The 22,127-nt window shown below is 46.5% G+C and carries 14 protein-coding genes; 13 read left to right on the top strand and 1 reads right to left on the bottom strand.

What is annotated here, in order from left to right; genetic code table 11:
• The first annotated feature begins 66 nt into the window (after positions 1–66).
• The 7 genes from CI959_RS05430 to CI959_RS05400 all read left to right on the top strand — a co-directional run bounded on the left by CI959_RS05430 (position 67) and on the right by CI959_RS05400 (position 10,248).
• The gene (locus CI959_RS05430; protein ID WP_005859552.1) at positions 67–579 is read left to right on the top strand and encodes an RNA polymerase sigma-70 factor; all 513 of its coding nucleotides are present in this window, start codon (positions 67–69) and stop codon (positions 577–579) included.
• A gap of 88 nt (positions 580–667) precedes the next feature.
• On the top strand, positions 668–1,477 hold the full coding sequence (locus tag CI959_RS05425) for a porin family protein (RefSeq protein ID WP_005859551.1): 810 nt from the start codon (positions 668–670) through the stop codon (positions 1,475–1,477).
• Positions 1,478–1,678: 201 nt separating this feature from the next.
• Positions 1,679–2,524 carry a FecR family protein gene (locus CI959_RS05420; protein ID WP_057316294.1) on the top strand — a complete coding sequence of 282 codons (846 nt, stop codon included), beginning with the start codon at positions 1,679–1,681 and terminating at the stop codon, positions 2,522–2,524.
• 14 nt (positions 2,525–2,538) lie between these two features.
• Positions 2,539–5,202 (top strand): TonB-dependent receptor, encoded by a 2,664-nt coding sequence (locus tag CI959_RS05415; RefSeq protein WP_057316296.1) that lies wholly within the window; start codon positions 2,539–2,541, stop codon positions 5,200–5,202.
• A 3-nt stretch (positions 5,203–5,205) separates the two neighbouring features.
• Entirely contained in the window at positions 5,206–6,228 is a 1,023-nt protein-coding gene (locus CI959_RS05410; RefSeq protein WP_057316298.1) for a DUF4249 domain-containing protein, read from the top strand.
• A gap of 140 nt (positions 6,229–6,368) precedes the next feature.
• Positions 6,369–9,128: a TonB-dependent receptor gene (locus CI959_RS05405; RefSeq protein ID WP_057316300.1), complete on the top strand. Its 2,760-nt coding sequence runs from the start codon at positions 6,369–6,371 to the stop codon at positions 9,126–9,128.
• 4 nt (positions 9,129–9,132) lie between these two features.
• Positions 9,133–10,248: a DUF4249 domain-containing protein gene (locus tag CI959_RS05400; RefSeq protein ID WP_011967328.1), complete on the top strand. Its 1,116-nt coding sequence runs from the start codon at positions 9,133–9,135 to the stop codon at positions 10,246–10,248.
• Here the strand turns inward: CI959_RS05400 and CI959_RS05395 are convergent.
• The gene (locus tag CI959_RS05395) at positions 10,201–11,019 is read right to left on the bottom strand and encodes a hypothetical protein (RefSeq protein WP_005859539.1); all 819 of its coding nucleotides are present in this window, start codon (positions 11,017–11,019) and stop codon (positions 10,201–10,203) included. The two genes, CI959_RS05400 and CI959_RS05395, sit on opposite strands and share 48 nt — an antisense overlap.
• Before the next feature lie 101 nt (positions 11,020–11,120).
• Here CI959_RS05395 and CI959_RS05390 point away from each other — a divergent pair, with 101 nt between their 5' ends.
• The 6 genes from CI959_RS05390 to CI959_RS05365 all read left to right on the top strand — a co-directional run bounded on the left by CI959_RS05390 (position 11,121) and on the right by CI959_RS05365 (position 22,096).
• Positions 11,121–11,672 (top strand): RNA polymerase sigma factor, encoded by a 552-nt coding sequence (locus tag CI959_RS05390; RefSeq protein ID WP_008772825.1) that lies wholly within the window; start codon positions 11,121–11,123, stop codon positions 11,670–11,672.
• The gene (locus tag CI959_RS05385; protein WP_057316304.1) at positions 11,659–13,041 is read left to right on the top strand and encodes a porin family protein; all 1,383 of its coding nucleotides are present in this window, start codon (positions 11,659–11,661) and stop codon (positions 13,039–13,041) included. The genes CI959_RS05390 and CI959_RS05385 overlap by 14 nt, the downstream gene beginning before the upstream one ends.
• Positions 13,042–13,061: 20 nt before the next feature.
• Positions 13,062–14,324, top strand: a complete 1,263-nt coding sequence (locus CI959_RS05380; protein ID WP_057316306.1) for an LVIVD repeat-containing protein — start codon at positions 13,062–13,064, stop codon at positions 14,322–14,324.
• Positions 14,325–14,608: 284 nt separating this feature from the next.
• Positions 14,609–17,878, top strand: coding sequence for a TonB-dependent receptor (locus CI959_RS05375; RefSeq protein ID WP_057316308.1), 3,270 nt, complete (start codon positions 14,609–14,611; stop codon positions 17,876–17,878).
• Between the two features lie 12 nt (positions 17,879–17,890).
• Complete coding sequence (locus CI959_RS05370; protein ID WP_005859529.1) at positions 17,891–19,498, top strand: RagB/SusD family nutrient uptake outer membrane protein; 1,608 nt, start codon at positions 17,891–17,893, stop codon at positions 19,496–19,498.
• A 15-nt stretch (positions 19,499–19,513) separates the two neighbouring features.
• Entirely contained in the window at positions 19,514–22,096 is a 2,583-nt protein-coding gene (locus CI959_RS05365) for a M14 family metallopeptidase (protein ID WP_057316309.1), read from the top strand.
• Positions 22,097–22,127 lie beyond the last annotated feature (31 nt).

Genomic DNA, 22,127 nt, shown 5'->3' with positions numbered 1-22,127 from the left:
TGAAAAGCGATTTGTTAAAAAGAAAAGGTTGTTACTTTGCGGTGAATAGTTACAGATAACAAACGTATGGCTGCTATTACCACCCAAGAATTTGAACATCATTTCAAGAGTTTATATAAGCCCTTGTGTTTGTTTGCGCTTCGTTATACCGATCAGGTGGACGATGCCGAGGATATCGTGCAACAGGCTTTCGCGGATGTATGGGATAAGAACCGGGCTGGTAATGTGATCGGGAATCTCAAGGCTTATTTATATCAAGCGGTGAGGAACCGTTCTCTTTCATTTACCTCACAACCCGTAAACGCTGAGGCCACCGAGCAGTTACCCGACGTAGAAGATACCTCGGAAGAGGAAGACATCCTGCGATCGGAGCGTGACGCTCGCCTGTGGGACGCTATCGATCGGTTACCTCCCGAACGGAAGAAGATTTTCTTGTTATCCAAACGGGATGGCTTGAAATACCAAGAGATCGCGGAGGAATTGAATTTATCGGTAAAAACGGTTGAGAACCAGATGAGCAAGGCATTGAAAGCTTTGCGAGAGACCGCTATCCGTGTTTATATGTTCTTTTTCGGATAAATTTTATAGAAAGGAATGGGGGTTTTTCATATTTCTCTGTCTTAGAGATAAAGGTTACTTGTTTATTTCATTAAAGCATGGAGAGTGTATGAGGAAGTTGGTGGTATTTGTGATGTTGATGATGTGCGTGATCTCGGCCCAAGCGCAATGGAAAGTGACGCCGGAAGCCGGTATGAACGTGACAAAGTATAAGGGAGATGTCGCTAAGGTAGGCTTTAAGGCTGGGGCTGCGGTCTCTTATACATTCGGATCGGGCTGGTTCTCGCTTCAATCCGGTTTGTATTATGTGCGACGGGGGAAGGGACTGTCTTCTTATAGTGAGATTTATGGAACTAGTGAGAGTCCATATGGGGGACGGGAAGGTACGAGTATATTTCTCTATCCCGTTTCCAGTGATTATTTGAATCTGTGGGGATACGGTTATGGTAATGGTTACGGCTTTACGGGCTTCTATTATGATACCTATGGAATTAAGGATTTTGATGTAGAAGGTATAAGGCATCGCAGTCAGAAGGAGCATCGTGAATATATCCAATTACCGATCTTGGCTCGTTTCGATTGGCAGGTAAGTAAGGATGTTCGGTTACATTTGGCGATCGGTCCCTATTTGGCGGTTGGCTTGGGAGGAAAAGTGACGTATGAGGAAAGTGATTATTCTTTAAAAGGAAAGCTGCCCTATAATAAGGAAATATCATATAACCCGTTTAATCCCGGCCAAGGATATGCGGTAGCGCCTCGTTTTGACTGGGGAGCTACCATAGAGGCTGGTATAGAGGTGAAACGGGTCGCTTTTAAGGTTGGCTATGATCTGGGTATAGATAAGCAATACAAGGGATATGCTTATAACATAGGTCTGAACTATCATACGGCTAGTTTTACCTTGGGATACACATTTTAAAGAGAAAATAGGATGAAAGCGATGGTTTGTATAAAGTGGGTATTTATATTCGCGGTGTCGATGATGATTTTCTCATCTTGCGTATCGTCTAGGATCTCGCCGAGTATGAGCGTGGGAGTTCCATTGAAGAAGGGGCAGGCCCCAAATGTCGGATTCCAATGGTATGAGACTGGAAGGACTTATTAAATAGAAGGAATAGTTATGAATAATAACGAGCATGACAATAAATTGGAACAACGCATCCGTTTCGTAGCGAAACGCTATCGGGAAGGAAGCCTTGACCCGGATAAGGCATGGCAGAAGTTCGCTTCTGAGCATGCGATTAGCCGGAAGGTCTCGTTTCGCCGGTATTGGATCGGGGCGGCCGCTGTCGTGTTAGTGCTCGTAGGTCTGGGGACATGGTTTACGGTAGAGAGAAACGCCCCGGATTGGGTTGCGATTACTACCGCCCCCGGACAAATGAAAGATGTTTATCTTCCGGATAGTACCTTGGTCGCTTTGGCTGGCGATTCATGGATCCGGTATGACGCGAAGAGATATGATAAAGAGAGGCGTGCCGTGGAGATGAATGGAAAGGCCTTTTTCCAAGTGACGAGGAATGAGGCACGCCCTTTCTCAGTGGAAACGAGCCAAACGGAAGTTACGGTACTGGGAACAAGTTTCCAGATAGATGAGAAGCCTACCGTTACGGAAGTCAATGTAGTTACCGGCAAGGTATGTTTTACCGCCGGGGAGGAAAAGGAGAATGTGATACTTACCGCTGGAATGTCGGCTCAGTATTCTATGGAGAACAAGGAGATAACGGTAGTGACGGAAGAAGACGTGAACAAGTTGGCTTGGAGAACGGGGCAACTGCGTTTTATGGAGACGCCGCTGGATAAGGTGATTGAGGACTTGAGTGATTATTATCAAGTCAAGATCGCGAACCGGACAAAGAATGAGGGAGCGAGATTGACCGCTACTTTTAATAATCTGCCCTTGGAGGATGTATTGCAGGTTGTTAACCAGACATTGGACGCACGTTTGGTTTCCACTTCGAAGAAATAAAATTAGATCATTTTATGAGATCTATTGTTGTATGGCTGATAGGGATTCTTTTGCTTCCCGGTTGGATGGGACATCTATATGCGCAGATGCCCGAACCTACGCCGACGGTTACGTTGGATATGCGGCAGGTTCCCCTGTTGGATATATTGATGGAGCTTGAGAAACAAACCGGATTGTTCTTCTCGTACGAGTCTTCTCTACTGAAAGAGCTGCCAGAGGTTTCCCTGTCTGTCCGGGATGAATCCTTGTCGTACTGCTTGAAGCGCTTATTTTCCCCATTACCGATTATCTATCGGGTTACGGGGCAATATATCATCTTAAAGCGAAAGCCCCGTCAATATACGATCAGCGGATTCGTCAGGGATTCAGCCTCGTATGAGAGTTTGTTGGGGGCCTCGGTTCTGGTGAAAAGTTCGAGGGGAGGGACGATGTCTAATAATTACGGCTTTTACAGCTTGATACTTCCACCCGGTAAGGTCCGCCTTAGGGCCTCGTACGTGGGCTTTAAGGCGATGGAGATAGAGATCGATTTGCAAAGGGATACGATGATCGACTTCCCGTTGAGGTCATTGGCCTCGTTAGGCGAGGTCGTTATTCGGGGGAGCCGGCCTCGCTACGAGATATTGAGTAGCCGCACGGGGGTGATCGACGTACCTGCCGAGCGGGTGAAGTCGATGCCCGCTTTGCTGGGAGAGGCGGATCTGGTGAAGACCTTACAGCAGTTGCCGGGCGTGGCAGTAGGCACCGAGGGAATGACCGGCTTGTATGTGCGTGGGGGCGGGGCCGATGAGAATTTGTATCTGCTGGATGGAAATCCGGTCTATCATGTGAACCATTTGTTGGGGTTTTTCTCGGCGTTCAACCCGGATGCGATAAAGAATACCCGGTTTTATAAAGGGAGCTTTCCGGCGGAATACGGCGGAAGGCTCTCGTCGGTTGTAGATGTCCGTATGAATGACGGTAATCGGCAGGAGTATCACGGGAATATCTCCGTGGGTTTGCTTTCCGCACGGGCGAATCTGGAGGGGCCGATTGTTAAGGATCGCTCCTCGTTTAATGTCTCGGTACGTCGTACGTGGTTGGATTTGATAACAGGGACGGCTTTGGCGATCATTAATAAGAACAGTGATACCAAGGAGAGTTTCGGTTATCACTTTTTTGATATAAACGCGAAGGTGAACCATTCTTTCTCGGAACGTAGCCGGGCCTATTTGAGCTTTTATATGGGGCAAGATGCTTTTCGGCAGGGAAGCAAGGAGAAGCATGAGGATTCGGATGATATGTTTCTCTGGCGTTGGGGAAACTTGATCGGCTCCGCAGGGTGGAACTACGTGTTCGGGCAAAAGCTGTTTGGTAATCTAATGGTGGGCTACAGCCGTTTTCGCTCGCATATCCGGCAAGAGGCGAAGGGGTATGAGATCGAAGGAAATAGGGAAGAGCGGCAATCAATTAAGCGGGATAGCCGTTATAAATCGGAGATGGAGGATCTGAGCGTACGGCTGTCAGTGGATTACACTCCTTCAATGAATCACCGGATACGAATGGGCACGGATTACCTGTATCATAATTTTCGCCCGGAGAATAGCCAGCAACGGTCTTGGGTGAACGATTCGTTAGTAAATCCCGTATATGAGCTTTTGTATGATTATTCCTTGATAAAAGGGCATGAGTTCTCTTTGTTTGCCGAGGATGAGATGCGGGTCACGGATCGCTTGCGGGTGAATGCCGGATTGCGGTATACCTTGTTTCATGTAGAGAATGAGATCTATCATTCTTTTCAGCCTCGTTTGTCGGCACGTTATTTACTTCGTCCGGATCTATCGGCGAAGATATCCTACAGTAAGATGAACCAATATGTCCACTTATTATCGAATACCTATGTGAACCAGCCTACGGATATTTGGGTCCCGGTGACGGAGCAAGTCCCTCCGATGAGTTCTCACCAGATTACTGCCGGGCTTTATTATAATCTGAAACGGATGTATGATTTCTCGATCGAGGGGTATTATAAACGGTTGAATAACTTGATTGATTATAAGGATCATTGGCCGGTTGAGACACATTTCTCCGGTTGGGAAGACCGGGTCGGTTTGGGAAAGGGTAAGACCTATGGTGTGGAGTTTATGGCGCAAAAGACAAATGGGAAGACAACCGGATGGATCGGGTATACGCTCTCTTGGTCGGATCGGTGGTTTCCGGATGGTTCCGTGAATAAGGGGCGTCATTTCCCGTTTCGCTTCGACAACCGGCATAAGGTGAATGTGGTCGTTTCTCGTAAGTTATCCCGGAAGGTGGAGTTGACGGGAGCTTGGGTGTTCGCCTCAGGAAACCATATTAGCTTGCCGGAGTATAAATATCTGTCTCCGATTTATCAGAAAGAGAACGGGTATGCCGGAGTAGATTCATACAGACCGATGAATTCAGGTTTGAGCGCTCGTAATAATTATCAATTGTCTCCTTATCACCGTTTGGATCTGGGCGTGAATTTTTATCGATATAAAAAGAAGGGTCGGATGGGGATTTGGAACATAAGCATATACAATACGTATTTGAAACCGAATCCCTTCATGACGGAGGTTATGGTAAACCAGGATATAAATCAGCGATATCAGGTGGTGCTACAGGAGACGATTTTGTTCTATTGCATGCCCTCAGTTTCTTATACTTATAAATTCTAGCTTATGAAAAGATATTTACCTTACCTGTTTGTGTTAGGATTATTGATGGTCTCTTGCGTTCGGGATGTGGAGATTGATTTGGAGGATCTACCGGATCGGATTGTACTGAACGCATCGGTATGTCCCGGAAAGGAGGTGTGTGCTCATCTCTCGAAAACATGGTTTATCATGGATAGCGTTCCCGATTTTGAGTTATCCGATGCGAAAGTCCGTGTCTATGTCAATGATGAGTTTCAAGGTCTTATGCGCAATGATGACCTGCCGGAAGATTCTATACATTCACGGGGGCAATATGTTCTGCCCGGTTGTTTCGTGAGACAGGGGGATTGTTTGCGTATAGAGGCCGAGGCCGATGGGTATGAGCCGGTATCCGGGGAAACTCGTATCCCCGGTCGGGCACGGATTTATGAGGTGGATACCTTATCCTATCGATCTTCTGCCTACTATGCCGAATATCTGCGTTTCTCTGTTAAAATCGGGGTTGAGACGGATTCCTATTATCGTTTAATCGTGGAGCAGATCTTGGACTTCCGGAAGGGGGATAGTACCCGTACCGTAACCTCTTTCCGTAGCTTAGGAGGATATAGTTGGTATTATTCCGGTTTTAGCGTGGATTATGAGGATCCTGTTTTCCAGTCTTTTGGAGGTAGTCCTATCACGAGCCAGATGGATGGGCGTTACTGTATGGGCGTATTTAGAGGGGAGGATCTGGTTAATACGAATGCTATTAAGGTTTCTGTTTTTCCTGTTGAATACTCGTATGAGAGTGATACCCTTTCTCTGGACGTTCATTACGATGTGCGCCTGTTGTCTATCTCCGAGGATTATTATCGATATATGAAGATTATGAGGGGGTACTCTATCACGATCGGCGACGCGAATTTCGGGGCGTTGATAGAGCCTTCCGATACGTATTCGAATGTGGAGAACGGCTTTGGGATTGTCACCGGATATCAAGAGGATAAATCGCGTATCACGATGCCGAGAGACACGGTGCCTCCTTATTGGAATCCTTGGGATGGATAAGCCCATCCTGCGTTGACGACCTGCGCTTGCCGGTTCATACATCATGAAGCGGTAAGTTCACGAGGTATGAAAAAAAGGCTTTTCCTTGATAGGGGTATTTCCGGGAGATCCTGTCTTATCAATGAACTCAATAAAGTAGAATGATGACAGAGTGGATGAATAAATGGCTTATGGCCATTTTTTGCTGGATGATTTTTATGCCTGTTCCAGACCTCTTGGCCCAATCAGCCAAGACGAAGGATGATCCCCGGATTACGTTGCGTATGAAGGAGGTTTCGTTGCCGGAGGTCTTGTCAGAGATCGAAAGACAGGCGGGCGTGACCTTCTCGTATGAGTCTTCTTTGTTGAAAGAGCTTCCGAAGATCAGTTTCCAAGTGAAAGATGAGACATTGACGGATTGTTTGACCCGCTTGTTCGAGTCGTATCCGATCGTGTATAAGGTGAGTGGAAAGATCGTGATTCTGAAGCGTAGACAGAGACAGGTAACGATCAGCGGCTTCGTGAGGGACCAAGCGTCCTCGGAGTCTCTGATCGGAGCCTCTGTTTATGAGGTCGCCAGCCGGAAAGGCTCGGCTACGAATAGCTATGGTTTTTTCAGTTTGACGCTTCCGCCGGGGAATATCCGCTTGCATGCTTCTTACATTGGTTATGAGAGCTGTTCCTTTAATTTCACGGAATTGGATAGGGATACCATATTAAATATTGAGTTGCGTCCGAACGCCCGTCTGGAGGAAGTGGTAGTTACGGCCTCGGAGCGGGATCGTTTGTCTGTAAATAACACCTTGATGGGAACGATGGAGTTTAGCCAGAAGACGATCAAGGCGACACCGACCCTGTTTGGTGAGTCCGATATCGTGAAGACCTTGCAACTGACTCCGGGTGTAGCCAGTGGGACAGAGGGACTGGCCGGTTTATATGTTCGTGGCGGCGACCAAGATGGAAATTTGTTTTTGATAAACGGTAATCCGGTTTACCAGATCAATCATGTCGGCGGGCTATTCTCCGCTTTCAATCCGGAGGCGATCCGTAATCTGGACTTTTTCAAGGCGGGTTTCCCTGCGAGATATGGCGGGCGACTCTCGTCTGTGGTAGATGTCCATACCAAAGAGGGCAATATGAAAGAGTACCATGGTAGCGCTACGATCGGGCTGATCTCCGGTAATCTGAGCTTGGAAGGCCCTATCATCAAGGATCGCACGGCTTTTCAGATAGCGCTTAGACGCTCGTGGCTGGATGTATTCTCTGCCCCGACGATAGCGATCGTAAACAGGGTCATAAAAAAGAACGGGAGCCGGATCAACCTTCGTTACGCTTTTCACGATTTGAATTTAAAGCTTAATCATCGTTTCAGCGATCGCAGCCGGATGTTTTTCAGCTTATATAACGGGAATGATGTATTAAAAGGAGGGGGAACGGATTTCTCAACAGAAGAAGAGCAAGTCCCTTATACGGATGGTACCCATTCATCGCTGCGTTGGGGTAATTTGATGGGAACCTTGGGCTGGACTTATGTCTTCAATAACCGTTTGTTCGGACGGGTTTCCGGGGTCTTTTCACGGTATCGCTCGAATGTACGGAGTTCAAAAGAATATAATTATGGTGTGGAAGGAGAAGATAATTATCTCTCTTCTTCATCGGAAACGAGTAGTTCTACCTCTATCTTGGATATGGGCGTCCGTTCCTCTTTTGATTACACGCCTTCTACGTCGCATGTGATTCGTTTTGGAGGGGATTTCTTGATGCACCGTTTCCGCCCGGAGTATAATGAGGTGAAAGCAGCCGGTTCCGGTATGCTGGAGTTTTCGAATATAGGGAAAATATATACGAATGATCTGCTATGGGCCCGTGAGGCGGCTATCTTTGGAGAGGATGATTGGAATGTCTTACCTAGCTTGCGTTTGAATGCGGGGATTCGGTTTAGCCTGTTCAATGTGGAGCGGAAGGCTTATACCTTATTGGAGCCTCGCGCTTCCTTGAGATGGTTGCTACGTGACGATCTTAGCTTCAAAGCCTCATACGCCCGTATGGGGCAATATATCCATTTATTGGGCAACAGTTATATAAATTTGCCGACGGATGCGTGGATGCCTGTTACCCGTAAGTTGAAACCTTTAATCAGTGATCAAGTCTCCGCTGGTTTCTATTATAATCTGATGCGTTCTTATAGTTTCTCGGTAGAGGGGTATTATAAATGGATGAAGAACCTGTTGGATTATAAAGACGGCTATTCCTTCTTGCCCGGTACGGCGGCTTGGGAGGAAAAAATGGCGGTCGGCAAGGGACGTTCGTATGGCGTGGAGTTCTTGGCTCGCAAGGAAAGCGGACGTACGACCGGTTGGATAGGATATACACTTTCATGGTCGGATCGGCGTTTCGATGAGATCGATAACGGGCGACGCTTTCCGGCACGTTACGATAACCGGCATAAGCTGAATATCGTGGTTTCGCATAAACTGTCGGATAAGGTGGAACTGACAGCCGCTTGGACGTATACTTCCGGCAATCGAATGACCTTGTCGTTGGAGAGTTATGAGCAAGCTGGTACGCTTACTATTTCCAACCAATACAAGATGAATAACTGGTGGGAACCATCCGGGGAAGTGGTGGATTTGTATACACGTCGTAATAATTACCAGATGCCGGCTTATCATCGTCTGGATTTGGGACTTAATATTTACCGTCCGAAGAAGAAGGGACGAATGGGCATCTGGAATATCAGTATTTATAATGTATATAGCCGGATGAATCCGTTTATGGTCTATAAAAGTGATAACTGGGAACGAACGAATAACTTAGTCCCAGATTCTTCTTCTCCCTATAGCGGTAAAACAAAACCTTGTTTTAAGTTGATAGGTATTATGCCTATCATACCTTCCCTATCATATACTTATAAATTCTAGGAAGATGAAACAGATAAAGAATATTCTAATAAATACGATTTGTATAGTAAGCCTGTTTGGTTTGATGTCTTGCATCAAGGAGATCGACCTTGAATCCTTACGGCCGGATCCTACCTTGGTAGTGAACTGTGTCGCTATAACCGGCGAACCCTTAACCGTAAGTGTCTCCCGTACTTGGTTTTTCACGGATGATCATCCGAACGTGACTTTGGATAAAGCCGAGGTGAATTTATTCGTGAATGGCGTTTTTAAAGAGCGTATGAGCTTTCAGGAGGGGGATGAGGCATTTAACACGAAAGGTTATTTCAAGTCTGATTTTATACCGGTGAAAGGGGATCGTATCCGTGTGGAAGCTTCTTATCCGGAATATGGTGTGGCAAGTGCTGAGACGGTCATGCCTGAGCCTGCTCAGGTCTTGAAAGCGGGGGTAACCTATGCCACGGTAGCTGGCTCTTTTGGTTCTGCTCGCCAGAATGCGATTTATCAGGTAACACTCAAAGATAACCCTGCCGAGGAGAATTATTATTTACTCCGTATGGAAGAGGGCATTCCTGTTTTTGATGGAATAGCTAAGGAATATACAGGAGAATATAAATGGTTCTCGGTGAGTCCAAACTATGCGACTGAACCTGTTTTTGGTCAATCGTTGACAGCCTTGGATCAAATCTTTGGCAATGACTGGATGTATGGGTATGATGGAAAGGTCTTTTCTGATGAGTTAATAAACGGGCAAGAATATACCTTGCACTTAAGGGATGAGTATTATTATGAACCTTATTATGGATCATATCCGCTAAAAGTAGTCCCGGATTCGATAGGGATAGAAGATCTAAATGAGGAAGATTTTCTTCCGATTCCTCCTAAGCACCTACGGGTACACCTATATGCTATCTCGGCGGAATACTATCGATATCTGAAAGTTTTGCAAGATAAAGACACGGATTCAGTTTCGAACCTTTTGATCGATGGCGGTCTGGCCGAACCGATCCGTGTATTTAGCAATATAGACGGTGGCGTCGGTATCCTAGGCAGTTGCCACGTAGGAATGTTTGAGACGGAAATAGCGTCTTCCTCACATTCCAATCTTGAAGCGGCCCGATTTGAAGACGGGATAGACTAGGAACTGTGGTTCCATCTTCCGTCGTACCGGGTTGTATTCATAGTTGATACCGGCTCCCATCCAGAAATTATCAGTAACCTTGAACTCCATTGAGCCGCCCACTTGGGTATGATAGAAAAAGGGATTCCTAAGCATATGGGGATTGTTGTACTCGTCGGCGTAATAAGCGTATTGTCCCCATCCTTTCAGTTTCAACCAGTCCGTAGGTTGATATTCCACTTGTACGTTTGCGCCGGCTGTTATTCCGGGACTAGGGTTGAAGGGACTAAAGAAACGACCACCGAATCCTCCGCCATAAAGACTCCAATTGCCGCTGTGCCAAGAAATACCCCCGTTCATGATCGTCATGCCTCCGACTCCCGGCCATGTATATTGAACACCGTTAGCGATAAGATCGAAGCTCTCGTTTAGCCGTTTCATATAAGTCTCATTGAAATCCAACGCCATTGGCGATACCTCCCGAAGCATCGGGGTATATACGTTAAAGAACGGCTGATAGGCGGCGGAAGATATCTGCATATCCATCGGACGCTCTTGTAGGGACGTATGGGGAATATCGGGCGTGAACTCCCGCAGTTTAATATCGATATCCCGTGTCCCCGCAGGGGTAAATGTCTTATAAGAGGCTTTCGGGATGTTCAACTCATACGTCTTGTTTTTAGGCAGGACGATGATTTTACCTTCTTTATTTAAAATAAACGAAAAGTCAGACTGTGCCTGAATTCCAACGACACATATCCATGCCATGAATATAAATAATCCTCGTCTCATACACTCTCCTCCTATTTTTGATGTGAAGGTAATTTTTTTTTGAATAAGATGCAACTTTTAGGATACCTATTTCATCCATATAATAGAGAGCATAAGTACTTATGGATGAACAACTGTTAATCGATGGATGTATGCGAGGCGAATCATGGGCTCGTAAGGAATTGTACGAGCAATATGCTCCTGCTATGATGAGTGTTTGCATGCGTTACGTGGGTGACAGGGAGACGGCCCGTGATCTTCTGCAGGACGGGTTCGTGAAGATATTTACGAAGATCCGGTCGTATTCCGGCTCCGGGGCTTTCGGGGGATGGATACGGCGGATCTTTGTCACTACGGCTCTTGAATATCTCCGGTCTTCAGAGAACACGAGGCTAAGTGTAGGTCTGGACGGCTATGACGACAGTTTGGAAGATATCAACTACTCCGTATTAGACCGTTTATCGGCAGATGACTTGTTGGCTTGCGTGGCCCAATTGCCGCCGGGATATCGTACGGTCTTCAACTTATATGCGATAGAGGGATATACGCATAGCGAGATCGCCGAGATGCTGCATGTACAGGAGGCGACTTCCCGTTCCCAGTTTATCCGGGCGAGGAACGCTTTGCAAAAGAGTGTACAATCTTTAATAAGGCATGAAAATGCGGGACGATAAGGATCATAACGAACGGCTGGATGATTTCAGCGGCTATATGCGGCAGCGCTTGGAAGAGCACCGGTTGCCGGTAGATGCCGGCTGCTGGGATGAGGTGGAGGCCCGGATGAACCGGAAAGCGAGATCACGGGGTTGGTTGTGGACGGGAGGCTTGGCCGCCGCCGCAGTGCTGGCCTTGGTTATTTGGCTGCTACCTTCCCCGGAGAAGATGCCATTGGAGGAATTGAGCCCCTTTCAGAAAGAGATATCGGAGAAAGCGGAGGAAATGAATATTCTTCCGGAGCGTCCCGTTTTACCTGTAGAGCCTGTAAAGAAACGTATAGCGAAAGTGCTGAAATGGGAAAAAAAGGCTAAGCTTTCCGCTATTGTCGGGGAAAAGGAAACGATCCGGGAGGATGAGAAGTGTGAGACTATCGAGATTATTGAGAAGGATGCGATTGCGGCTATCGTAGAAGAACCGTCTGTGAAGGAGGATGCGTCCGAGGATTCGACGGACATAGTCGTTAAGCGAGGTGACTCTACGGTTCCTCTACCGGAAGGCGAACGGAGTCCCCGACGAAAAGCCTCTTTGAAAAAGAAAGCCAAGAAGAGTAAACGGAACAAGTGGTTATTGGCCGCCGCCGTTGGCTCTAGTGGTTATGTAGATAGCTTTTTAAATACGGATATGAGTTATGGCGATGCTTCTTCTCCGGGAGATATGAATAATTCGGCAGGAAGCCCCGATCCGGATAAGCCGGATAAAGACGATGATGAAAAGGAGAGTGGTAATACGCCTCCCCAAACGGTCTCATTCCGTAATGCCCCGGTATTACGGAGTTCTAAGGTGGATGAGAACTTCTTGGATAATCGTTCGTTCGAATCTTATCCGGACGTTAGCTACTCCCTTCCGATATCATTCGGTTTTACGGTACGGAAGGATTTGAGCCGGCGTATAGCCGTGGAAAGTGGATTGATGTATACGTATTTATCCACTACATTCAAGAGGGGAGGGGATTGCCCGTCAGAGGTGAAATCGTCTTTGCATTATCTGGGTATTCCCTTGAATCTGGTGGTTTATTTATGGAAGAATCAGCGATGGAATGTCTATCTCTCCGGAGGCTTTATGATGGAGAAGGGCTTGCAGGCCGTGTATAGTGGCTATATCGCCGGAAACGGAACGACTATCTCCAAGAGCAAAAAGGAGGATATCCATGGTATGCAATGGTCCGTGAATGCCTCGGTCGGTGCTGCTTATCGTTTTTATGGGGATTGGAGCCTCTATTTCGAGCCTCGCTTCTCCCATTATTTTGACTGTGATCAACCGGCTAGTATCCGTACGGACAAGCCGTTGGGATTTGGGTTGAGCGCAGGTATACGATATGCTTTTTAATGATTAAATCTATTATAATTATGCGGAAACTTTTTTATTGGGCGTTTGCCTTTAGCCTTTGCGTCTTAATGGGATGCAAGGATGATGGAGTGAGAGTGGAGGTCGTGCGGTATGCTATCAACGAACCGGTATTCATGTCGATCTCCGAGTTTCGGAATTCAGTGAAGGTGACGGATGAGGTGGTACCAATCACCAAGCGGGGTAAGATCTGTTTCTATAAGGATTACCTGTATATTTCTTCCCCGGATAAGGGCATCCATATCGTGGATAACAGGAATCCGGCATCTCCCCGGATAGCGGGCTTTGTAGAATTGATCGGTAACGAGGATCTCTCGATCAAGGATGATAAATTGTATGCGGATTCGTATGTGGATCTGGTCTGGTTCGATATCTCCGATCCGGAGAGACCTGAATTGGAAGGTCGTGTGGAGAACGCTTTCCGTTATGCGCTTCCGACCATAGAGAATGGCTATGGGTTCGATTATAATATGTGTTATTCGGAGGAAGCGAGAGCGAAAGGTGTCGTGGTTGGTTGGGAGCCGAAGGAACGGGAGGAAACCATTTACCATTATCCGAGTTATGGCGGTGATCTGATGGCGAACGATGCGGCGCCGGGTACTTCCACGCAGGGCGTGAACGGATCTATGGCTCGTTTTTCTATTTATGGTAAGTACTTATATACGGTAGAACAGAATATCATGTGTGTTTTCGACCTGTCTGGAGACAAGCCTGTCTTGACGACAAACGACATTTGGTTGCAACGTGATGTCGAGACTCTTTTCAACTATAAAGATAAGATGTTCATGGGAACTCCGACCGGCATGTTGATCTATTCGCTGGAAGATCCGTTAGCGCCTAAGTATCGTTCTTCCGTAAGTCATGTCTTTGGTTGTGATCCGGTTGTCGTGGAGGATGACTTAGCGTATGTGACCGTGCATTCCGGAAATACTTGCGGGCAAAATACCAATGAACTGATGCTCATAGATGTAAGTGATGTGGACCAACCGAACCTGCTGGTTACTTATGGCATGAAATGTCCGAAAGGATTAGGTATCGATAACGGTACTTTATTCCTCTGTGACGAAGGGTTAAAGGTCTTCAATGCGAAAGATCCTATGACCTTGCTGGCTAATCAGCTTGTTCATTATGCAGGTATGGAGGGTTACGATGTAATCCCTTTTAGGAATACCTTGATGATGATCGCCGATGATGGCCTTTACCAATACGATTATTCCAATTTACAGGCAATATCTCAGTTAAGTAAATTGCCAATGGGCGAATAGAGTTTAATATTCCTCTTCACTATTTGCTTTGTAAGGCATTTACGGGATTACGAGGTGCCGCTTTATAACTATGCCTGCTTACGGTCAGTAACGTAACCATCAGTACGATACCGCCGAATAGCAGGCTTGTTTCTATGGAATACGTTCACGAAAATTCGCTACTTTTTATGTGTTATTTATACGAGAATGTAAATAAAATGAGCTTCCTACTTTGATGTTATAATATTTATTCTGATCTTGCGGATGTTATTGTGTTTGATAAATTAAAATCTAAAACTATTATTATGAATCTTTTTGACAATATGCACGGACTAAAAGGATGCATTCGTTGTTTGACTTTTAAAAACGTGCTTTTAGCTCATTTTTTATTGGCTTTTTCAGTGGCAGGTAGTGTTTCTGCCGAGGCTTTGCCTACTTCTTATTTAAATGGCATTGAACAACAATCCCGGAAAGTTGCAGGACGTGTTTTGCAAAGAATTGATAACGAGCCGGTCATTGGTGCTAATATTGTTGTGACAGGTACAACAATCGGTACAATTACAGATGTGGAGGGACGTTTCTCATTGGACAACTTGCCGGCAAATGCCCGTACGCTTACCGTATCTTTTGTTGGCATGACTTCGCAAACGCTTCCGATCAAATCAGAGATGATGATACTTCTGGAGGATGATTCGGAAACATTGGATGAGGTGATGGTCGTGGCCTATGGTACGGCTAAGAAAAGTACGTTTACTGGATCTGCCAGTTTGCTGAAGTCAGAGAAGATAGAGGCTCGTCCTGTTACATCGGCAACTTCAGCCTTACTAGGATCTACGCCGGGTGTGCAAGTAGCCTCAGCCAGTGGTCAGCCCGGTTCAGATTCGGATATCTATATTCGCGGATTGGGCTCTATTTCTGCGACGAATACCCCTTTGATTATACTTAACGGTATGCCCTACGATCAGAGTATCAGTAGTATCAATCCCAGTGATATAGAGAGTATGTCTGTTTTGAAAGATGCCTCATCTGCAGCTCTGTACGGCGCACGAGGTGGTAATGGTGTTATCTTGATAACCACCAAGACGGGTAGTAAGGATCGTATGTCGGTGAATGTGAAAATCAACCAAGGATTCACGAATCGGCAAAGTCAGGATTATGAACGATTGGGCGTGAATGATTATTTGAAAGTATATTGGGAGAGCGCACGCAACCAGTTGATAAGTGGTGGTGCGTCACCAGAGCAAGCGGGAATGGCAGCCGCTCAAAACTTGATTTCAGGAACGCTGGGCTTCAATCCGTTTAACGTGCCGGACGATCAGGTCGTGGATGCGAACGGTGTGCTTAACCCGAACGCTACGTTCATGTGGGCGGATGATACCGATTGGGAAGACGCTATCCAGCGCACGGGCAGCCGTACGGATATAGGCGTGAGCGTGAGCGGAGGTAATAATAAGTCGGATTATTATCTTTCCGCCGGTTATCTGACGGAAGGTGGTTATATCATCGGATCGAAGTTTGACCGATATACCTTGAATACGAATGTTAACTCGCAGATCACCTCGTTCTTGAAGATTGGCGGTACGCTCTCTGGGAATATCAGCAAGGCGGAAGGGCAGCAGTCGCAAGCTTCGGGAAATAACAACAACCCTTTCCGATTCACTCGCTATATCGGACCGATCTATCCGATCCATGTACACGATCCTCGTACCAAAGAATATGTGCTGGATGCCAATGGTAATAAAGTGTACGACTTCGGTCAGGCCTATACGATCGAGGAGGGTGTGGAAGCGCCTTCGCGTGCGTATATCTCTGGTAATAACCCGGCTATTGAGTTGCAAAATATCAGCAACGGATACAAGCGGAATCAATTGAACGCGAAATTGTATGCGGAGATCCGTTTCTTGAATGATTTCAAGTTTACGGTGAACGGAGCCGTGGGAACAAGCTCTCGTTTAGGGCATTCGGCCAGTATCTATTATCCGGAGAAGACTGAGGTGGGGTCAAGCACGAAGACCGTTTCGTTTGAGACAACTTGGACGTTCAACCAATTGCTCTCCTATACAAAGAATTTCGGCAATCACCATGTCGATGTCTTATTAGGACATGAGAGTTATGATTATGAGTACAATTACCTGAAAGGCTCCATGCAAAACCAGACCATCCATAATGGCAACTTTGAGTTCAGCAATTATTCGGTGCCGGACGAGCAAGACTCTTATACGAATACCTACAAGACGGAGGGATTCCTTGCCCGTGCGAACTATGACTATAACAGCCGTTATTTCCTTTCTGCATCCGTGCGCCGCGACGGATCCTCCCGCTTTTACAAGGATTCCCGTTGGGGTACATTCTTCTCGGTAGGAGCTGGTTGGCGTATTGACGAGGAGCGTTTCATGGAAGATATTGATTTCATCGATTTGCTGAAGTTGCGTGTCGCTTACGGTGAGGTGGGTAATGATGCCATCGGTAGCTACTATGCGTGGCAAGCGGCTTACGAGCAGGCCATGAACGGATTGGAGGCCGGTTATATCCAGCAACGTGTCGTTCGTAATAAGGATTTGCAATGGGAGGTGTCTCGCAATGGCGATGTGGCGTTAGAGTTTGAGTTGTTTAAAAGCCGTTTGTCGGGTAGTGTAGAGTATTTCGATCGCCGTTCCAGCAACTTATTGTTCTCGATCCCGCAAGCACCGGATACGGGTACTACCAGCGCATATAAGAATGCAGGTACGATGTACAATCGAGGTGTGGAAGTTGATTTGAACGGAAGAATCATCCAGACGAAGGATTGGACGTGGTCTGTGGGAATTAACGCTACATGGTTGAAAAATCGGATTACCTCTTTGCCGGTAGAACCTTATAACAGCGGAGTACATCGGGTGGAAGAGGGACATTCGCGCTATGAGTTTTATCTTCGCCAGTGGGCGGGAGTAGATCCTGCTACCGGAAACTCTATCTATGTGCCGGATCCGGAACTGACGGTGGAGTCTGTCGACCTGGTAGAGGTGGATGGAAAAACATATACGACTAACGTGAATGAGGCCATTTATGATTGGGCCGGAGAATCTACACCGAAGGTATCGGGAGGTCTTAATACGAACGTATCTTGGAAGAATCTTTCTTTAAGCCTGTTGTTTAACTTCCAGCTAGGTGGCAAGATGTATGATGTAGGATATTCTGATTTGATGACACAGCCTTCAGGATCCGCATCCTTGACTTCCAACAAGCATGTGGATATCTTGAATCGTTGGCAGAAACCGGGCGATGTCACGAATGTGCCTCGCATCGAGGATTTCGCAGATACGAATATGAATGCGGGAACTTCTACTCGTTGGTTGATCAGCTCGAATATGTTGGAGTTGGCTTCCGCTACTTTGAGCTATGATCTGCCGAAGCAATGGCTGGAGAAGGTTTCCATGCAAGGACTCCGGGTATATGCGTCAGGAGAGAATCTATTCTTGCTGACGAAACGAAAAGGTATTTTCCCTCGTTCAAACATATTCTCAGGATATAGTGGTAATGCGGATGTTTATTTGCCTGCGAGAGTATTTACTTTTGGTTTGAATCTTACTTTTTAAATCATGTTCAATATGAAAAATATATATATAGTAGTGTTGCTATCTCTTGTGGTATTATTCAATGGCTGCAAGGAGGATTTTTTGGAGACAACTTCCACACAAACGGTGGATGAGCAAGCAGTGTTCAATGATACCCAATCGGCTATGTTGGCTGTAAATGGCTTGCATAAATTGATGTGGACGGGTGATCTGTCTAGTTCGGCTTTTTATGGCGGTTACGATATGTTGATGATTTGGTATGAGGTGATGGGGGATGATTTGGTATATACGTACAGCAATGCGCAGTTCCAAAAGCAGGCTCAATGGTCGAGCCATCGGAATGCGACGATCGGTAGCGCGACCCATTTTTATCGCTTGTTGCAATATTTTATCTCTAACAGTAGTATGATTATCGATAATATCGATGCTGCGGAAGGTTTGGAGAGCGAGAGGAATTATATCAAGGGGCAAGCCCATTTTTACCGGGCTTTCGCCTATTTCACGATGGTACAGATGTATGGCGGCCGTTATAAGGCAGAGGGCGATAACACGCAATTGGGTGTGGTAATTCGTAACGATAACTCAACGGAGCCGAGAGCGAGAGCTTCTGTAGAGGAGGTGTATACGCAGATCAATGAGGATATCGACTTGGCGATCCAATTATTGGGTGCTACGGAGGAGAAACGGACTAATAAGTCGCATATTGATTTGCACGTGGCTCGCGGTTTGAAGGCTCGTATCTTATTGACGCAAGGTAAATGGTTGGAAGCGGCTGAAATGGCTAAATTGGTCGTTGATCTATCAGGAGCCAAATTGCAAGATGATACCTATACGACATTGAATGATCGTTTTAGCGATCAATCAAATACAGAATGGTTGTGGGGATCGAATCCTTTGTTGCAGCAAGCTCCGAACTTGACTCACTTCCATGGATATATGTCGAATGAGATCATTTCGTATAATGGCAATACCCCTCGTGCGATTTATAATAAGTTATACGACAAGATCAGTGATACCGATGTGCGTAAAGGAATTTGGTTTCCGAGGGCGACCGATCCCAATACTCTTCCGCGACCGATCCGGGCGGAGTGTAACAGTAAAGCGTATGCTAATTATATGGCCAATAAGTTTATCGTATCGGATCCTACGACGAAAGGTGGCCGGGATGTTCCTTTCATGCGCTTGCCGGAGATGATGTTGATCATGGCGGAGGGATATGCACGTGCTGGGGAGCCAGGCAAAGCGGCTCAGGCTCTTTATCCGCTGGCAAGTCATCGGGATCCGGAGTATACATTGTCTACGAAAACGGGCGAAAACTTGATAGAAGAGGTGATGACTCAACGTCGCATAGAGCTTTGGGGGGAAGGTTTCCGTTGGTTCGACTTGAAACGTTTGAATATGGATTTGGACCGTGGACCGGCTCCTCGTCCTGAGGTTTTCCCGAATGGTTTGATTGAATATTGGAACAAAGACGCAATGCCTAAAGTGGTGGATCCAGAAGCTTCTAATTACAATATGTATGGAGATGGAACGGTGACGGGTAACGGGAACAGATATCGTCCGGCCGGACATAGGGATTGGCAATGGGCTATTCCTGATAAGGAGACTCAACTGAATCCGCTTTGCGAACCGAATCCATAAAGTAAATAAATAGTTATGAGAAGATTTTTTTTAATGTGCCTGTTGCCAATCTTCTTGGCGACAGGTGTTTTTGCTCAACCACAAGCGGATGAGTATCCGTATGATTTAACGTATTTCTTGCCGGAAGGTTCTCAGGTTTATGACCCTCAGGTTCCTACCCCGGAAAAAATCTTGGGATTCCAGCTTGGAGAACAACATGCCGGATGGGATCAAGTAGTGGAATATATGAGAACATTGGCGCGATGCAGCGACCGTGTCACGATTAGGGAGACGGGGCGTACCTATCAGCACCGTCCTTTTATAGAGGTCGTGTTTACTTCGGCCGAGAACCAAAAGAATATAGATCGACTGAAGGAGGAGCACTTAAAGTTGAGCGACGTGGCGAAATCGAGAAGCATAGTGATAGACGACATGCCTGTGATCGTAAGCTTGATTTATAGCATTCATGGAAATGAGGCATCGGGTGTGAACGCTTCGTTGGCTGTTGCCTATCATTTGGCGGCGGCACAAGGGCCTGAGATCGAGGAATTACTAGACCAAGAGATTGTCGTGATGACTCCCGGAGCCAATCCGGATGGAATCAATCGGTTTGCGTCGTGGGTGAATTCCTCTAGAAGTTTCACGAATGTTAGCGATATAAAATCACGTGAGTTTACCGAGCCTTGGCCTTCCAGTCGTACGAACCATTATTGGATCGATTGTAATCGCGACTTGCTTATGGCACAACATCCCGAGGGGATCAATGGCTTAAATGGATATTTTGAATGGTTGCCCAATGTGGTCGTGGATCAACATGAGCAAGGGGCGTTACGTCCTTATTATTTCAGTCCGGGACATCCTAAGCGTACCCATCCGTTTACTCCCCAGCTTAATCAAGACTTGACAGCCGAGATTTCTTCTTATACGGCAAAGGCACTCGATCGGATTGGGACGACTTATTATTCGAAGGAGGGTTATGATGACTTCTATTACGGAAAAGGGGCTGCTTATGGAGATGCGCATGGATCCGTTTGCCTGCTATATGAGCAAGGTTCCACGCGCGGACATTTGCGTAATACCCCGAGCGGGGAATGGACCTTTGGCTGGACGATCCGGAATCAGGCATTAGCCTCTTGCGCTACGCTGGAAGCGGCCAAGGCGATGCGTACCCGTTTGCTGGCTTATCAGAAGGAATATTATGAACGTACGGCTTCTGAGGCGCGGAAGGAGGCGGTACAGGGCTATGTGTTCGATACACGCGGATCTAAGTCTGTCGCTTTTCATTTCTTGGAGAATATGGCCCGTCATCATATCGAGGTCTATCAGTTGGCGAAGGACTATCAAGCCGCAGGTAACAAGGAGTTCCAAAAAGGTTCAGCCTATGTCATTCCGGTGGCGCAAAAATACAGTACGATGGTTAAGGTGCTTATGGAGGATTGTTTAGAATATACGGATAGTACTTTCTATGATATCTCTACATGGACGTTCCCGCATGCGTTTAACTTGGAGTGTGCTCCGGTGAAGAGTGTCGCCGGATTGATGGGTGATCGGATTGAGCGAAATGATTTTCCGCAAGGACGGCTCATCGGCGGGGAAAGCCGGGTGGGGTATGTGTTTGAGAACCGGGAGTTTTATGCGCCTAAGGTTGTCTATGAGTTGCAGCGTAAGGGGATTCGGGTCAGTGCGACCAACCGTCCGTTCCAATTTAAGAACGAAGAGGGAGAATGGACGATGGGCTATGGTACCTACCAGGTATTGACGCATAATCAGCCGCTTCCTTCGGATGTGCTCTATGCGACATTGGATGAGTTGGCGAAAAATACGGGAGTGGATATCTATTCGGCCAACACGGGATTGATGGCTGATGTGGATTTTGGCAGCCCGGCTTTTAAACCATTGGAGCAGCCGAAAGTGGCTATGTTAGTAGGACGTGGCGTAAGTATCCCGGAATCGGGTGAGATTTGGTTCTTGTTGGATAAGCGTTTTCAGATGCGTCCGGTATTGATAGAGAACCCGTCTTTGACAGGCAAGGACTTGAAGGCTTACAATGTTATCATTTTGGCTAATGGTGTTCCAAATCTAACTAAGGGTACCGAGACTGCCTTGAAGGAGTGGGTTGCTGCCGGAGGAGTGTTGATCGCTACCGGAAAGGCTAGCGCATGGGCTAGCAAACAAGGGCTTATCTCTTTAAAGACAAAGGAAACATTGCTTGAAAAGGCGGACAGCTTATCGGTTTATCGTTCTTTTGCGGATAAGGCGGAAGCAAAAGCCGGAAAGTTGATCAAAGGGGTAATTCTGAATTGTCATTTGGATAAGACGCATCCGCTAGCTTGGGGACTTGATCAAGATGAGATCGCTGTTATAAAAACGAATGATATCATTTTCCAGAAAGATAGGGATCCATATATTTCGCCTTTATATTATACCAAAAAGCCCTTGTTGTCGGGATTCTTGTCGGCGGATAATGCGAACCTATTGAGAGAGGAGCCTGCTATAATGGTGAAACCTTATAGAAGCGGTAAGGTGATTGTTTTTGCTGATGATATGAATTTCCGTTCTTACTTCTTTGGAACTAGTAAGTTGTTCATGAATGCGTTGTTTTATAACAAATGTATGTAGTTGTCGGATGAGTACGCAACGAAATATATTG

It is taken from the genome of Parabacteroides sp. AT13, from assembly GCF_002272965.1.
Taxonomy (GTDB): Bacteria; Bacteroidota; Bacteroidia; order Bacteroidales; family Tannerellaceae; genus Parabacteroides; species Parabacteroides distasonis.
The sequence above is the reverse complement of the archived record's forward strand: the minus strand, read 5'-3'. Positions and strand labels throughout refer to the sequence as shown.

Bases quoted from the DNA above. Each gene is read 5' to 3' on its own strand.
- CI959_RS05410 (WP_057316298.1), top strand. From the start codon at position 5,206: ATGAAAAGATATTTACCTTACCTGTTTGTGTTAGGATTATTGATGGTC.
- CI959_RS05425 (WP_005859551.1), top strand. From the start codon at position 668: ATGAGGAAGTTGGTGGTATTTGTGATGTTGATGATGTGCGTGATCTCG.
- CI959_RS05405 (WP_057316300.1), top strand. From the start codon at position 6,369: ATGATGACAGAGTGGATGAATAAATGGCTTATGGCCATTTTTTGCTGG.
- CI959_RS05395 (WP_005859539.1), bottom strand. From the start codon at position 11,019: ATGAGACGAGGATTATTTATATTCATGGCATGGATATGTGTCGTTGGA.
- CI959_RS05375 (WP_057316308.1), top strand. From the start codon at position 14,609: ATGAATCTTTTTGACAATATGCACGGACTAAAAGGATGCATTCGTTGT.
- CI959_RS05420 (WP_057316294.1), top strand. From the start codon at position 1,679: ATGAATAATAACGAGCATGACAATAAATTGGAACAACGCATCCGTTTC.
- CI959_RS05390 (WP_008772825.1), top strand. From the start codon at position 11,121: ATGGATGAACAACTGTTAATCGATGGATGTATGCGAGGCGAATCATGG.
- CI959_RS05400 (WP_011967328.1), top strand. From the start codon at position 9,133: ATGAAACAGATAAAGAATATTCTAATAAATACGATTTGTATAGTAAGC.
- CI959_RS05415 (WP_057316296.1), top strand. From the start codon at position 2,539: ATGAGATCTATTGTTGTATGGCTGATAGGGATTCTTTTGCTTCCCGGT.
- CI959_RS05370 (WP_005859529.1), top strand. From the start codon at position 17,891: ATGAAAAATATATATATAGTAGTGTTGCTATCTCTTGTGGTATTATTC.
- CI959_RS05380 (WP_057316306.1), top strand. From the start codon at position 13,062: ATGCGGAAACTTTTTTATTGGGCGTTTGCCTTTAGCCTTTGCGTCTTA.
- CI959_RS05365 (WP_057316309.1), top strand. From the start codon at position 19,514: ATGAGAAGATTTTTTTTAATGTGCCTGTTGCCAATCTTCTTGGCGACA.
- CI959_RS05385 (WP_057316304.1), top strand. From the start codon at position 11,659: ATGCGGGACGATAAGGATCATAACGAACGGCTGGATGATTTCAGCGGC.
- CI959_RS05430 (WP_005859552.1), top strand. From the start codon at position 67: ATGGCTGCTATTACCACCCAAGAATTTGAACATCATTTCAAGAGTTTA.